17 protein-coding genes are annotated in these 12905 nt (G+C 69.6%); 13 read left to right on the top strand and 4 right to left on the bottom strand.

All coding sequences use genetic code 11. The annotated features are described in order from the left end of the window. Positions 1-15 precede the first annotated feature (15 nt). A complete protein-coding gene (locus AC1DMS_RS22610; RefSeq protein ID WP_478181838.1) occupies positions 16-996 on the top strand; it encodes a CobW family GTP-binding protein in 981 nt (326 codons plus the stop codon). A 52-nt stretch (positions 997-1048) separates the two neighbouring features. On the opposite strand, the gene AC1DMS_RS22605 is transcribed toward AC1DMS_RS22610, so the two are convergent. Beyond that, a complete protein-coding gene (locus tag AC1DMS_RS22605; protein ID WP_461552098.1) occupies positions 1049-1681 on the bottom strand; it encodes a dioxygenase family protein in 633 nt (210 codons plus the stop codon). Positions 1682-1779: 98 nt separating this feature from the next. Between AC1DMS_RS22605 and thpR the strand changes: the two genes are divergently transcribed. Together thpR and AC1DMS_RS22595 are read left to right on the top strand one after the other, a co-directional pair. Further along, the gene (thpR, locus tag AC1DMS_RS22600) at positions 1780-2400 is read left to right on the top strand and encodes an RNA 2',3'-cyclic phosphodiesterase (RefSeq protein ID WP_012747890.1); all 621 of its coding nucleotides are present in this window, start codon (positions 1780-1782) and stop codon (positions 2398-2400) included. 99 nt (positions 2401-2499) lie between these two features. Beyond that, positions 2500-2991 carry a RidA family protein gene (locus AC1DMS_RS22595; protein WP_012747891.1) on the top strand — a complete coding sequence of 164 codons (492 nt, stop codon included), beginning with the start codon at positions 2500-2502 and terminating at the stop codon, positions 2989-2991. Here the strand turns inward: AC1DMS_RS22595 and AC1DMS_RS22590 are convergent. Beyond that, on the bottom strand, positions 2988-4067 hold the full coding sequence (locus tag AC1DMS_RS22590) for a DUF72 domain-containing protein (RefSeq protein ID WP_012747892.1): 1080 nt from the start codon (positions 4065-4067) through the stop codon (positions 2988-2990). The genes AC1DMS_RS22595 and AC1DMS_RS22590 overlap by 4 nt on opposite strands. 61 nt (positions 4068-4128) lie before the next feature. Between AC1DMS_RS22590 and AC1DMS_RS22585 the strand changes: the two genes are divergently transcribed. The 8 genes from AC1DMS_RS22585 to AC1DMS_RS22550 all read left to right on the top strand — a co-directional run bounded on the left by AC1DMS_RS22585 (position 4129) and on the right by AC1DMS_RS22550 (position 10561). Continuing rightward, on the top strand, positions 4129-5628 hold the full coding sequence (locus AC1DMS_RS22585; protein WP_012747893.1) for a sensor histidine kinase: 1500 nt from the start codon (positions 4129-4131) through the stop codon (positions 5626-5628). Beyond that, positions 5625-6266 (top strand): response regulator transcription factor, encoded by a 642-nt coding sequence (locus AC1DMS_RS22580; protein ID WP_012747894.1) that lies wholly within the window; start codon positions 5625-5627, stop codon positions 6264-6266. The genes AC1DMS_RS22585 and AC1DMS_RS22580 overlap by 4 nt, the downstream gene beginning before the upstream one ends. A 137-nt stretch (positions 6267-6403) precedes the next feature. Continuing rightward, entirely contained in the window at positions 6404-6907 is a 504-nt protein-coding gene (locus AC1DMS_RS22575) for a GlcG/HbpS family heme-binding protein (RefSeq protein WP_012747895.1), read from the top strand. Continuing rightward, on the top strand, positions 6907-7605 hold the full coding sequence (locus AC1DMS_RS22570; RefSeq protein ID WP_012747896.1) for an ankyrin repeat domain-containing protein: 699 nt from the start codon (positions 6907-6909) through the stop codon (positions 7603-7605). Before AC1DMS_RS22575 ends, AC1DMS_RS22570 begins: the two co-directional genes overlap by 1 nt. Before the next feature lie 45 nt (positions 7606-7650). Beyond that, a complete protein-coding gene (locus AC1DMS_RS22565; RefSeq protein ID WP_012747897.1) occupies positions 7651-8295 on the top strand; it encodes an FMN-binding negative transcriptional regulator in 645 nt (214 codons plus the stop codon). Between the two features lies 1 nt (position 8296). Continuing rightward, positions 8297-8500 carry a hypothetical protein gene (locus AC1DMS_RS22560; protein WP_012747898.1) on the top strand — a complete coding sequence of 68 codons (204 nt, stop codon included), beginning with the start codon at positions 8297-8299 and terminating at the stop codon, positions 8498-8500. After that, complete coding sequence (tadA, locus tag AC1DMS_RS22555) at positions 8490-9599, top strand: tRNA adenosine(34) deaminase TadA (RefSeq protein ID WP_012747899.1); 1110 nt, start codon at positions 8490-8492, stop codon at positions 9597-9599. Before AC1DMS_RS22560 ends, tadA begins: the two co-directional genes overlap by 11 nt. Continuing rightward, entirely contained in the window at positions 9596-10561 is a 966-nt protein-coding gene (locus tag AC1DMS_RS22550; protein ID WP_012747900.1) for an LD-carboxypeptidase, read from the top strand. The genes tadA and AC1DMS_RS22550 overlap by 4 nt, the downstream gene beginning before the upstream one ends. A 22-nt stretch (positions 10562-10583) precedes the next feature. Here the strand turns inward: AC1DMS_RS22550 and AC1DMS_RS22545 are convergent, their stop codons facing one another. Beyond that, positions 10584-10820: a hypothetical protein gene (locus AC1DMS_RS22545; RefSeq protein WP_012747901.1), complete on the bottom strand. Its 237-nt coding sequence runs from the start codon at positions 10818-10820 to the stop codon at positions 10584-10586. A 272-nt stretch (positions 10821-11092) separates the two neighbouring features. On the opposite strand from AC1DMS_RS22545, the gene AC1DMS_RS22540 reads away from it, so the two are divergent. Together AC1DMS_RS22540 and AC1DMS_RS22535 are read left to right on the top strand one after the other, a co-directional pair. Beyond that, positions 11093-12040 (top strand): adenylate/guanylate cyclase domain-containing protein, encoded by a 948-nt coding sequence (locus AC1DMS_RS22540; protein WP_012747902.1) that lies wholly within the window; start codon positions 11093-11095, stop codon positions 12038-12040. A gap of 120 nt (positions 12041-12160) precedes the next feature. After that, positions 12161-12520 (top strand): hypothetical protein, encoded by a 360-nt coding sequence (locus tag AC1DMS_RS22535; RefSeq protein WP_012747903.1) that lies wholly within the window; start codon positions 12161-12163, stop codon positions 12518-12520. 19 nt (positions 12521-12539) lie between these two features. Here AC1DMS_RS22535 and AC1DMS_RS22530 read toward each other — a convergent pair whose 3' ends face one another. Beyond that, positions 12540-12902 (bottom strand): response regulator, encoded by a 363-nt coding sequence (locus AC1DMS_RS22530; RefSeq protein ID WP_230537826.1) that lies wholly within the window; start codon positions 12900-12902, stop codon positions 12540-12542. Positions 12903-12905: the final 3 nt, after the last annotated feature.

The following is a 12905-nucleotide window of genomic DNA, read 5'->3' as shown; positions in this document are numbered from 1 at the left end:
TTACGCAGACCACCCATGAGCCTCATTCCCGTCACCATCCTCACCGGCTTCCTCGGCAGCGGCAAGACCACGCTGCTGAACCGTATCCTGAAGGAGCAGCACGGCCACAAGATTGCCGTGATCGAAAACGAGTTCGGCGAAGCCGGCATCGACAACGAACTGCTGGTGCAGGAAGAGGGCGAGCAGATCATCGAGATGAACAACGGCTGCATCTGCTGCACCGTGCGCGGCGATCTGGTGCGCATCCTCGGCGAGCTGGCGGCGCGCCGCAAGACCGGCAGCGCGAGCTTCGAGCGCGTGATCATCGAGACCACCGGGCTGGCCGACCCGGCGCCCGTGGCGCAGACCTTCTTCGTCGATGAAGAGATCAGCCAGACCTACCTGCTCGATGCGATCGTGACGCTGGTCGACGCCAAGCATGCGATGGCGCAGCTCGACGAACACCATGAAGCCCAGGAGCAGGTGGGTTTTGCGGACCGCATCCTGCTTTCGAAGACCGACCTGGTGCCGGTCGACGAGGTGAAGGCGCTCGAGCAGCGCCTGCTGCGCATGAATGCGCGCGCGCCGATCACCGCAGCGCATTTCGGCCAGGCGCCGATCGACCAGCTGCTCGACATCCGCGGGTTCAACCTCAACGCGATCCTGGAGATAGAACCCGACTTCCTGACCGATGACGATCACGAGCACGATGACGATGTATCGAGCTTCGTGTTTCGCGCCGAACGGCCCTTCGATGCGGCGCGGCTGGAGGACTTTTTCGGCGCCATCCTGCGCATCTACGGCACCCACCTGATGCGCTACAAGGGCGTGATCGCAGTGTCCGGGCTGGACACCCGCGTGGTGCTGCAGGGCGTCCACATGCTGATGGGCACCGAGGCCGGCGCCAGCTGGAAAGAGGGCGAGCCGCGCCACAGCCGCATCGTCTTCATCGGCAAGCAGCTGCCCAGGGATGTGCTGGTGCAGGGACTCGAACAATGCCTGGCGCCGGCGCCGTAAGCCGTCCTTGCAGGCCGGACCTGATTCCCCGCGCGTCCGTGGTTGAGCGCCTTCAGGCCGCAACGGCAATCGGAAAGCGCGCCTGCAGGCCATCCGGCCCGCGCTCGAAGGGCACTGTGACGGCCTCCCTCGCGGCCTGCGGAAGATTGCGCCAGAGGTAGTCGCGCGCATTGCCCGGATCGCCGGCCACGTAGAGCTGCGTAGTCAGCAGCTCGCGCGTGCCGAGCTTCACCTTGACGTGGATGTGCGGCGTGCGGCCGCTGTAGGGCACCGGGCGGATGGTGCGGAAGCGGTAGCTGCCGTCTTCGCCGACCGTGACGCGGCCGAAGCCCTGGAAGGCGGCGTCGGCGCGGTCGCCGTCGCCGGGGTGGTGGTAGTGGCCGTTCTGATCGCACTGCCAGATCTCGACCTGCGCGCCGCGCAGCGGCCTGCCGCTCAGGTCGGTCACCGTGCCGTCGACCCAGGCCGGCTGGCCGCTGCGGTAGTCCAGCGTGCCGTTGCGCAGCAGATCGCCATCGGAATCCTGCGGCAGGCGCACGGGGTAGAAGGGTCCCTCGGTCTGCGAAGGGGTGGCGAGCCGGCTTGCCGCCGGCTGTGCGCGGGCGCCCAGCCAGAGCGCGGGCATGACAACGAGCGCTGCGGCGACGGTGCGCCGGGGAAGGCCGGGTGCTGGTGGGGCGTTCATGGCAAGTCAGAGCCGTGCAGCATGCGCCGAGTTCCGGGTGCGGGTCAACCGACGGTCTCCGGCCGTGTTTGAATGCACCGGTGAATCCGATATCTCCCATGCCCGAACAACTGCTGCTCCCAGGCATCGATCCCGCGCCGCCGCCGTTGCGCCGCCCGCGCCGCACCGTATCACCCAAGGAGCGCCTGCCGCGCTCGCTGTTCTTCGCGATCTTTCCGCGCCCCGAAGATGCCGCGTCGATTGCCGCGCTGGCGGCCCGCCTGAAGGACCGGCACGCGCTCAAAGGCAAGCTGACCGAGGCGCATCGCCTGCACGTCACGCTGCATCACCTCGGGCATTTTCCGGCAGTGCCGCGCGAAAAGGTGCAAGCCGCCCTGCAGGCCGCGGCCGCCGTGGCGCCGCCGTCGTTCGAGGTGGTGTTCGACGAGGCCATGCGCTTCGAGCAGAGCAAGGCCTTCGTGCTGTGCGGCGGCGGCAGCGGCACCTCGGCGCTTGCGGCATTCAGGCAGCGGCTGGGCGAGGCACTGGCGGATGCGGGCTTCAAGCCCGAGCGCGGCTTCACGCCTCACATGACGCTGGCCTACACGCCGCGCAGGATCGAGCCGCATCTGGTCGAGCCGGTCCGGTGGATGGCCGACTCGTTCTCGCTGATCGAAAGCCACGTCGGCGAAGGCATCCATGAGGTGCTGGGGCGGTGGCCTTCGGACCGGGCGGCCTGACGCGTTGCGCATCGTCTGTTGTGCATCGCGCCTGTGCGATCTGTATCTGTTCTTCGACGATCGGATGGCGACAATGAGGCTTCATCGAATGGAAGCCAAATGACTGCGCAGACCCGAGACCAGATTGCCGACCGTATCGCCGCCGAGCTGGGCCACAGCTTCGAGGGCGAGCTCGTCGCCGGCGGCAACTACATCCCCGTCGTGCGCGACGGCCGCACGCTCTACACCAGCGGCCAGGTGCCGCGCGTGGGCACCACGGTGGTCGTCACCGGCCGCGTGGGCGACCAGGTGCCGCTCGGCAAGGCCCGCGAGGCCGCGCAGATCTGCGCCTTGCGCTGCCTCGCGCTGCTGCGCCGCGAACTGGGCTCGCTCGAGGGCATCGAGAAGGTGCTGCGCGTTGGCGTCTTCGTGCAGTGCACGGCCGAATTCACGCAGCAGAGCGAAGTGGCCGATGCGGCCTCCGAGCTGCTGCACCGCGTGTTCGGCGAGGCCGGCGTACATGTGCGCACGGCCGTCGGCGTCTATGCGCTGCCGAAGAATGCGAGCGTGGAGCTGGAGATGACGGTGGCGGCCAAGGACAACGCAGGTTAGCGCTTTGGCAGCCCGGCAATGTCCCGCGCAAGCGAGGCGATCGTCAGCGGCGCGCAGCCTTCGGCGTTGTTGCTCACCGTGACGTAGGCCAGCTGGCCCGCGCCGGTGGTGCCCGCGATCACGCGGGCCAGGGCCTCGCGCGTCTCGGGGTCGGGATCGACGATCCTGTCGAACGGGCCGTAGAGCTTTTCCGCATCTTCATAGCCGAAGCGGCCGTGGCGGCGGTGCAGGTTCCAGCGGCACACCAGCGGCCCGGGCCAGAGCGCACGCAGCATCGGCAGCTGGTCTTCGATCGGCGGCATCTTGGCGTGCAGGCCCATGCAGAAGGTGGCGCCCACGCTGCGCAGCATGTCGGCGAAGGCGGGGCAGAGCAACTGCGGGTCGCGCACTTCGACCGCGATCACGGCATCGGGCGCCGTTGGCTTCAGGCCGGGCAAGGCCTCGAGCATCTCGCCGATGCGCGCGAGCAGCGCGGGCTGGTCGGCCAGCAGTTGCGCGGGAATCGGGCTCAACTGGAACACCAGCGCGCCGATGCGGTGGCCGAGGCCTTCGAGCGCCGGCTGCACGAACTCCTGGATCGCGATCTCGCTGTTCAGGAACACCGGGTTGGCCTGCGTGCCGCGGCCGCTTTCGTCGCGCACGGTGGCGTCGGTCACGAGGCTCGGCGCCTTCACCACGAAGCGGAAATCGTCCTGCACCATGGCCGCGTAGCGCGCGTACTGGCTGGCGGTGAGCGCGCGGTAGAAGTTGCGGTCCAGGCTCACGGTGCGAAAAAGCGGATGCCGGGCGAGGGCGGAGAGGCCGCTTTTCGACAGCACCGTTTCGGCGTAGTCGCCATCCCAGACGAGGTTGGCCCAGCCGGGGTAGCTCCACGATGAAGTGCCGAGCCGCAGGCCGGGAGGGAGCGCCGCGGCCAGTTCGACGAGCGCCGGGTCGGCGGGCGCCGGTGCCACGGTGGCGCCGCGCGGCTTCTTCTTCGCGGGCGGCTCGGCCTCGGCCTCCGGCGGCACGGTCGGGGGCGCCTCGGGCGGGCGCGGAAGATCGGGGAAAAGGGAGTCCTGCACTTCATCAGCCATGTTGGGGCCGCATTCTCGGCCAACATCGGGAGGCTGCGCCGCGACGGGCACAATCCGCGCCATGAAACAGTGGTTGCGCACGCAGGGTGGCTGGTGGCTGGCATGGCTGGCCCTCACGGCCGTGGGCGCGGTGTGGCTCGCGCGCGCCGAACTCGCGCAGCTGCAGCAGGATTTCGAGACCGACGCGCGCATCGCGCACCGGCTCATGAGCCAGCAGGTGGTGCAGTACGACGCGGTGCTGGCCACGCTCGCGCTGCTCGAACCCGGCGACGGCGCGGACCGCCCGGAGCAGCGCCTGCCATCGGTCTATCCGTCGATCCTGCGCGTGCAGCGGCGCGAACGCGACCAGGCCTGGCCCGACGAGAAGCAGGCCGGCACCTTGGCCGCTGCGGAAGCGCGCTCGCGCAGCGAGCGCCGCGCCGAACTGGCGGGGCTGGACCTCGCGCAGGGCCGCTACGAGCTCGTGATGGGCGCGACGCCCGTCAGCTACGCGCTCGAGATCGACCTGGCCGGCTCGGTGCCGTGGCGCGACTGGCCGATGGACCCGAAGCAAAGCCCGGTGCGCGTGAGCCTGCAGCGCGGCGCGCAGCAGTTCGTGCTGCAGCCGGGGCGGACGGCGCAATCGGACGCGGGCGGCTGGCGCTTCAGCCTCACCAAGCCCCTGGCCTCGCCGAGCCAGCCTTTCGACCTGGTGGCCGAGCGCCATGTGGGCTGGGGTGAACTGCCGTGGCGCGGCATCGCCGGCTGGGGCGTGGCGGCGGCGCTGCTGCTGGCCGGCCTGTGGACCGCGCAGCGCCAGCGCATCGCGCGGCGCCGGGCCGAGGAGCTGCTGCGTCTCGGCCAGGTGGCGCGGCTCAATGCCCTGGGCGAGCTTTCGGCAGGGCTGGCGCACGAACTGAACCAGCCGCTCACGGCCGTGCTGGCCAATGCGCAGGCCGCGCGCCGGCTGCTCGACGAAGATCCGCCCGACCTGGCGACGGCGCGCAATGCCATGGGCCAGGCCGTGGAGCAGGCGCGCCGCGCGGCCGGCGTGGTCGGCCGGCTGCGCCGCGTCATCGAACGCCCTGAAGCCGGCGGCGACGTGAAGCCGCTGGTGCTGCAGGAGGTGGTGCGCAGCGCCATGCACCTGCTGGCACCCGAGTTCGCGCAGCGCGGCGTGGCGGCGCAGTTCGACGCCTCCGCGCAGGCACCGGTGCGCGTGCAGGCCGAGGCGGTGGCGCTCGAGCAGATCGTGCACAACCTGCTGATGAACGCCTTGCAGGCGCTCGACCTCGTGCCCGCGTCCGAACGCCGCCTTTCCGTTTCGGTCGGCCGCAATGGGCAGGAGGGCGTGCTGACCGTGACCGACAACGGACGCGGCATTGCACCCGAGGCCATGCCGCGCCTCTTCGAGCCTTTCTTCAGCACGCGCGAGGGCGGCCTGGGCCTTGGCCTGAGCCTCAGCGAAACGCTGGCGAGCGGCATGGGCGGCAGCCTCTCCGCGGCCAATGCGGCGCCGCGCGGCGCGCGCTTCACGCTGCTGCTGCCGTTGGTGGCGGCGTCCACGGAGCGCATGGCATGAACACCGCCTCTGGCACCCACCAGCCGCAATCGCCGCTGATCCACCTCATCGACGACGACCAGGCGGTGCGCGACAGCCTGTCGCTCCTGATCGGCACGGTCGGCCTGCGGGTGCAGGGCTGGGCCGATCCGCAGGCCTTCATCGACGGCTTCGACCGCGCGAGCGTCGGCGCCATCGTGCTCGACGTGCGCATGCCCGGCATCAGCGGCCTCACGGTGCTCGACCGGCTCATGGCGCAGGGCGTCGACCAGCCGGTGATCATGCTCACCGGCCACGGCACGGTCGAGATGTGCCGCCGCGCCTTCAAGGCCGGCGCGGCCGAGTTCCTGGAGAAACCGGTGGACGACGAGCAGTTGCTCGAGGCCCTGCAGCAGGCGGTGCGCCAGCATGTGCGCTCGCGCGAACGCTCGCAGGCCGACAACGCGGCGCGCGAGCGCGTGGCGCAGCTGTCGGAGCGCGAGCGCGAAGTGCTTGCCTTCATCGTGCAGGGCCTCACCAACAAGGAGATCGCGCGCACGCTCGCGCTGTCGCCGCGAACGGTCGAGACGCACCGCGCCAACCTGTTCGCCAAGCTCGACTGCGATTCGCTCGCGCAGTTGATCCGGCGCTACGCGGTGCTGGTCGCGGGGCAAGACTGAAAGCGGGCGCTCCGTAGAACTACGGAGCACCGGGCGTAGCCGTACGAATGGCCTTGGCGGACGGTGTTTCCTACAGTGGCGCAGCCGCCGGCAGACAGCCGGTGCCATCACCCTGCATCCACTGGAGAAAACGAAAAATGCGTTCCAACCTTCGCCTCGGCGCTCTCGCCATCCTGCTTGCCGCATCGGCCGCCCAGGCCCAGACGCCTGCACCCGCGGTGCGCACCGAGAAGAACATCTCGCTCGCGCTGGCCAACCAGATCGCGGCCGAAGCCGTGGCCGCCTGCGCCGCCAACGGCTACAACGTGGCCGCCACCGTGGTCGACCGCGCCGGCACCGTGCGCGCCGTGCAGCGCGCCGACAACGCCGGCCCGCACACGCTGGCTTCGAGCGAGCGCAAGGCATGGACCTCGGCATCGGCCAAGAGCGCGACGCAGGCCATGATGGAAGGCGCGCAGAAGAACCCCGGCGCCGCCAACCTGGTGTACCTGCCGGGCTTCCTGCTGCTGGGCGGCGGCGTGCCGGTGAAGTCGGGCAACGAAGTGATCGGCGCCGTGGGCGTCGGCGGTGCGCCGGGCGGCCACCTGGACGACCAGTGCGCCAACGCGGCCATCGAGAAGGTCAAGGGCCAGCTGGGCTGATGATGAAGCACGGCATCGGGTCCGGGCTGCTGGCGGTTGCGCTTGGACTGGGCGCATCGGCCGGCGTGTCGGCCCAGGTGCCGCCGCAGGCTGCCGAGCTGCTGGCCTATGAAGGACTGCACCGGGCGGCCTGGCAGGGCGACCTGGTCAAGCTGAAGGGCTTGATCGCCTCGGGCGCCAATCTGGATGCGCGCGATGCGCGGGGCCGCACGCCCTTGCACGTCGCCACCCATGCACGGCAGCGCGAGGCGGTGAAGCTGCTTGCCAAGGCCGGCGCGAACCTCGACCTGCTCGACGACGACCGCTACGACGCCGTCACCATCGCCGCGGTGGCCGACGATGCCGCGACGCTTGCGCTGCTGCTGTCGCTCGGCGCGAAGGCCGGGCAGGTGACCAGCCGCTACGACGGCACCGCGCTCATTGCCGCGGCGCACCTGGGCCATGACGAAGTGGTGCGCCAGCTGATCGCGGCCGGCGCGCCGCTCGACCACGTCAACAACCTGCATTGGACCGCGGTGATCGAATCGATCGTGCTGGGCGACGGCGGCCCGCGCCACCAGCGCACGCTGGCCGCGCTGGTCGACGCCGGCGCCAGCCTTGCGCTGGCCGACCGGCAGGGCAACACGCCGCTGCAGCTGGCGCGGGCCCGCGGCTACACGGCCATGGTGAAGCTGCTGGAAGCGCCGCGCGCAAGATAGGACGGCTCGGGGACAATCGGAGCCTCACCACGAGGAAATTGCCCCATGTACATGCCGCCGCAATTCAACGCCAAGGACCCGGCCATCGCGCTGGAGCTGATGCGTGCACATCCCTTCGCCAGCCTGATCTCGAGCGACGACGAGGGCCTGCCTTACGTCACGCACCTGCCGCTGGTGGCCGAGCAGCAGGAGGGCGGCCAGCTGGTGCTGCTGGGCCACTGCGCCAAGCCCAATCCGCACTGGCGCCATCTGCAGGCGCGGCCGCAGGCGGTGGCCACCTTTCTCGGTCCGCATGCCTACCTGTCGCCCTCGGTCTATCCGGACCTCGCGCGCGTGCCGACCTGGAACTACCTGGTGGTGCACTGCACGGTCGAGGCCCGGCTGATCGAGGAGCCCGTGGCCAAGGACGCGCTGCTCAAGAAGCTCATCGGCGAGCACGAGCCCGGCTATGCGCAGCAATGGCGCGACCTGGGCGAGGAGTTCCAGCTCAAGATGCTGGCCGGCATCGTCGGGTTCGAGCTGCGCGTGAGCGCACTGCAATGCAAGGTCAAGCTGAACCAGCACCGGCGCGAATCGCACGCTGCGATGCATGCCGTCTACAGCGCCGGCACGCCCGACGAGAAGGCGCTGGCCGTGTGGATGGAACGCCTGGGCATGACGGCCGAGGCACCGGTGGCGGAAGGAAGCTGAGATGCGCATGTTCGGACTGGTCGGCCTGCTGCTGGCACTCGTGATCGCCGGGGTGGTGGCGAAGAAGCAGCTCACCAGCATGGCCGCGCCCGCATCCGGCGAGGCGCCCGCCGATCCCCGCACGCAGGTCCAGCAGGTGCAAATGCAGGTCAAGGAAGCGCTCGACGCCGCGGCGCAGGCGCGCAAGATGCCGGATGACAACTGAGCCCGCTGCCAAGCCCATGGACGATGCGCACTGGATGGCGCTCGCGCTGGCCGAGGCGCGCCTGGCGGCCGAGGCGGGCGAGGTGCCGGTCGGCGCGGTGCTGGTCAGGAACGGGCAGTTCGTGGCCAGCGGGCGCAACACGCCGGTCGCGCAGCACGACCCGAGCGCCCATGCCGAGATCAACGCACTGCGCGCCGGCGCCGCCGCGCTCGGCAACTACCGGCTCGACGGCTGCGAGCTGTTCGTCACGCTCGAGCCCTGCGCCATGTGCGCGGGCGCCATGCTGCATGCGCGGCTCGCGCGCGTGGTGTTCGGTGCGGCCGACCCCAAGACCGGCGCGGCCGGCTCGGTGCTCGACCTCTTTGCCGAACCCCGGCTCAACCATCGCACCCAGGTGCAGGGCGGCGTGCTGGCCGCGGAGTGCAGCGCACTGCTGCAAGGCTTCTTCCAGCTGCGCCGCGATGCGGCGCGCGAGCAGGCCCAGCCCCTGCGCGACGATGCGCTGCGCACACCGCCCGAGCGCTTCGATGCGCTCGCCGGCTACGCCTTCGAACCGCGCTACGTCCACGACCTTCCCAGCCTGCAGGGCTGGCGCATGCACTACCTCGACGAAGGGCCGCAAGACGGCTCGGCCGCCGCGTGCCTCTGCCTTCATGGTCCGGGCGAATGGGGCTACTTCTTTCGCCGCCTCGTCGGCGCACCCGGGCTGCGCACGCTGGTGCCCGACCTGATCGGCTTCGGCAAGAGCGACAAGCCCAAGCGCGAGGCGGCGCACCGCATCGAATGGCACTGCCAGGTCCTGGACGAATGGCTCGACCGCCTGCAGCCACCGCCGATGGTGCTGGTGCACAGCGCCGCGGCCACCGGCCTGGCCACGCGGCTGCATGCCGAAAAGGGCGGCCTGTTTGCAGCCGTGCTGCTCGCGCCCGAAGGCGGCGAGCCGGTGAGCGATGCATGGCGCGCGCCGTTCCCCGACCGCGGCTACCAGGCCGCGCTGCGTGCGCTCGGCCCCATCGCGTCGTCGTCCGGCCCGAATGCGCAACAGGCTGCGCTGCTCGCCCAGGCGGTGCGCAACGCAATGGGATACTCGACGCCGTGAGCAAACACATCTACATCTATTCCCCCTCCAGCGCGATTCGCGACAAGGCCGCCTTCCGGCGCGGCGTGGCAAGACTCAAGGCCCTGGGCTACGAGGTCGAAATCGACGAAGCCGCGCTGGCCGTGCACCAGCGCTTTGCGGGCGACGACGCGACGCGCCTCGCTGCCATCGGCCGCGCTGCCGCGAGCGGCGCCGACATAGCGCTGATCGCACGCGGCGGCTACGGGCTCACGCGCATCCTCGACGCGATTCCGTACAAGGCCGTGGCCAAGGCGATCGGGCGCGGCACCGAATTCGTCGGCCTCAGCGATTTCACCGCGCTGCAGTGCGCACTCTTCGCCAAGACCGGCGCCGTGACCTGGGCCGGCCCCGCGGTCGGCGAAGACTTCGGTGCCGAAGGCGGCGCGGACGACATCATGGAAGCCTGCTTCGACGACCTGGCGAGCGGGCAGGGCGAAGGCACCGGCTGGCGCATGCCGGTGCGCGATGCCGGCCTCAAGGTGAAGCCCGTGCACGACGCCACCTTGTGGGGCGGCAACCTGTGCGTGCTCGCGAGCCTGCTCGGAACGCCCTATTTCCCGGTAGTGGAGAAGGGCGTGCTGTTCATCGAAGACACCAACGAGCATCCCTACCGCATCGAGCGCATGCTCGACCAGCTGCGCATGGCCGGCGTGCTGGCCAGGCAGCGCGCCATCGTCTTCGGCCAGTTCACGGGCATGCGCAAGGTGCCGGGCTACGACCGCGGCTTCGGCTTCGATGCGGTGGTCGACCGGCTGCGCGCCACGCTCAAGGTGCCCGTGCTCACGGGCTTGCCTTTCGGTCACGTGCCGACCAAGGTGCTGCTGCCTGTGGGCGCGAAGGTCGAACTGGCGGCCGAAGGGCGCGACGTCTTCATGGTGTGGGGCCACCGGCATGGCGGCCACGACCATGACCATGACCACAGCCACGGCCATGCGCATTGAACGCGCGGCGCCGCGCTATCCTTCAGTGGGTGAAGCGCTGATGGGCGCGCGGGCCCATCGAGCCGGGCAGGCCGCCCTTGAACATGCTGTTGATGGCTTTCATCTGGCGGCGGGCAGCGGCTTCGCCGTCGATGGCACTCAGGGCAACCATCACGTCCTGGCGCAGGTACCAGAGCGCTTCCACGTCGGACGCAAAGCGCACGCGCTGCGCCACGCGCTGGACCGAGTGCCCGCCGTGCGCCTGCAGCACCGACAGCATGGCGGCCCGGATGCGTCCCAGCTGGTTCTCTCCTACCCGGGGAGCCCCGATACCGGGAATTCCGAGAAGGCGGAAAAAACGACGAAGAGGCAGCATGTGGACTAAAGGCGTATTGCCGGGAGCCGGGACGGTCGCTACCTTAAGCCTCGGACGGCCGATTCACAAGTTCTGAAACACTGTTTCTTGTTTGTAAACAACACACTTTACGTTGCACTTAAAGCCTCTGTAGTGATTTGAGTACAAAAGCAATATAAGCAGGCCGCTGTCACAGCATGGACGTCAATTCCACAGTCGTATTCGCAGACCTCACCGGAAGCTCCAGGGTTTTCGAAGCCATGGGAAATGCGCGCGCCACCGACACGGTGACGCGGCTGACCCAATGGATCGGCGGCGTCTGCCAGGCACACGGCGGCAGGGTCGTGAAGTCGCTCGGCGATGGCGTGTTCGCCCTTTTTTCGAACGCGGCCACCGCCATGCAGGCCGTGATCGAACTGCAGCGCTATCACCAGAAGCGCCTCATGACCTGGCCCGTGCCGCTGCGCATGGCGCTGCAGATCGGCGTGGCAAGCGGCGAGGTGGTCGAGGTCGAGGGCGACTGCTTCGGCGATGCGGTCAACCTGGCGTCGCGCCTGAGCGACCTGGCGGGGCCGGGCCAGATCTGGGCCACCGATGCAACCATTGCGCAGTTGGGCGAGACGGCTGTGCGGCACCGCGACCTGGGGCTCATCACCATTCGCGGGCGCAGCGAGATGTCGGCCGTCCACCGCATCGACTGGCAGGAGGAGATGACCTCGTTCCTCACGCTGCCGGCCGCGCTGACGCCGCTGCGGCTGCCCGATTCATCGCTGGGGCAGATCGAACTGGCGTGGCTGGACGTGCGGTCCACCTTCCGCACCGAAGAGCTGCCGATCCACCTCGGGCGCGTGAGCGATGCGCAGTTCGTGGTCAACGATCCGCGGGTCTCCCGGCTGCATGCGCGCATCGAGCTGCGGCATGGCAGCTGCGTGCTGACCGACCTGAGCACCTACGGCACCTGGGTCCGGTTTCATGGCAACGGCGGACCGAGCCAGGAAGTGGCGCTCAGGCGCGAGGAATGCGTGCTGCACGGACGCGGCGAAATCGGCCTGGGCGCGCCGCTGAGCGATTTCACCGCGCCGACCATCGCCTTCAACACCACCGGCGCCGAGGTTCAGCTTTCGCGCCGCGAAATCACGGGCTGAGCGCACACGCCGGGCAGTGACGTTTGGCAACGATCCGGCAAGGCGGCAGGTGCACTCGCGCAGGGCCTCGGGCGTTGCAACATCGGTGCTGGCCGTCGGCACCTTCTCAAGGGAGCTGCAGTGAAACTCGAAAACAAGCGTTCTTCCGTCTTCAAATGGATGGCCCTTGGCGCGATGGCGGCCAGTGCGCTGCTCGCCGCGGGCGCGGCCAGCGCGCGCGGAAGCTGGTCGGTACAGATCGGGGCGGGCGGCTATCCGGCGCCGTACTACGCGCCTCCGCCGCCTGCCTACTATCCGGCGCCGATCTACTACGCGCCGGCCCCGCCGGTCTATTACCGTCCGCCGCCGCCCGTGTATTACCGTCCCGCACCCGTCTATGCGCCGCCGCCCGGACGGATCTACTACGGGCCGGGCTACCCGTATCGCCCGCCGAACGGCGACGAATGGGACAACGACCGGGAATACGAAGACCGGGACTGACGGCCCGCCAAGACCCCGCTCAGCGCGGCTTGGACAGGATGGCGGACAGTTCGCCCATGTCGATGGGCTTCTGAAGATGGTGGTCGAACAGGTTCTGCGCTGCGGCGCCGCCGGCCGCTTCTTCCTCCGAAAAGCCCGAAATGGCGACCAGCAGCCGGGGGCCGCGGTCCGCGGCGGCCGAACGCAGCCGCCGCGCCACCTCGGTGCCGGGAAAGTCGGGCAGCGTGAGGTCGATGAGCGCGGCATCGAAGCGCTCATCGGCCGCCGCATCCATGGCCTGTTGCGCCGTGTAGGTGCAGCGGGCGGTATGGTCCTGCAGCGTCAGGAGTTCCTGCAGCAGGTCTGCCGCGGCTTCGTTGTCGTCGACGATCAGCACGTTCACTGG

This window comes from Variovorax sp. 05T418 (assembly GCF_056396385.1).
This window is presented reverse-complemented; position numbering and strand designations above follow the sequence as displayed.

Coding starts and splice junctions, on each gene's coding strand:
- tadA (WP_012747899.1), top strand. CDS start 8,490: ATGACAACTGAGCCCGCTGCCAAGCCCATGGACGATGCGCACTGGATG.
- AC1DMS_RS22545 (WP_012747901.1), bottom strand. CDS start 10,820: ATGCTGTCGGTGCTGCAGGCGCACGGCGGGCACTCGGTCCAGCGCGTG.
- AC1DMS_RS22605 (WP_461552098.1), bottom strand. CDS start 1,681: ATGAACGCCCCACCAGCACCCGGCCTTCCCCGGCGCACCGTCGCCGCA.
- thpR (WP_012747890.1), top strand. CDS start 1,780: ATGCCCGAACAACTGCTGCTCCCAGGCATCGATCCCGCGCCGCCGCCG.
- AC1DMS_RS22610 (WP_478181838.1), top strand. CDS start 16: ATGAGCCTCATTCCCGTCACCATCCTCACCGGCTTCCTCGGCAGCGGC.
- AC1DMS_RS22575 (WP_012747895.1), top strand. CDS start 6,404: ATGCGTTCCAACCTTCGCCTCGGCGCTCTCGCCATCCTGCTTGCCGCA.
- AC1DMS_RS22565 (WP_012747897.1), top strand. CDS start 7,651: ATGTACATGCCGCCGCAATTCAACGCCAAGGACCCGGCCATCGCGCTG.
- AC1DMS_RS22540 (WP_012747902.1), top strand. CDS start 11,093: ATGGACGTCAATTCCACAGTCGTATTCGCAGACCTCACCGGAAGCTCC.
- AC1DMS_RS22560 (WP_012747898.1), top strand. CDS start 8,297: ATGCGCATGTTCGGACTGGTCGGCCTGCTGCTGGCACTCGTGATCGCC.
- AC1DMS_RS22570 (WP_012747896.1), top strand. CDS start 6,907: ATGATGAAGCACGGCATCGGGTCCGGGCTGCTGGCGGTTGCGCTTGGA.
- AC1DMS_RS22595 (WP_012747891.1), top strand. CDS start 2,500: ATGACTGCGCAGACCCGAGACCAGATTGCCGACCGTATCGCCGCCGAG.
- AC1DMS_RS22585 (WP_012747893.1), top strand. CDS start 4,129: ATGAAACAGTGGTTGCGCACGCAGGGTGGCTGGTGGCTGGCATGGCTG.
- AC1DMS_RS22590 (WP_012747892.1), bottom strand. CDS start 4,067: ATGGCTGATGAAGTGCAGGACTCCCTTTTCCCCGATCTTCCGCGCCCG.
- AC1DMS_RS22580 (WP_012747894.1), top strand. CDS start 5,625: ATGAACACCGCCTCTGGCACCCACCAGCCGCAATCGCCGCTGATCCAC.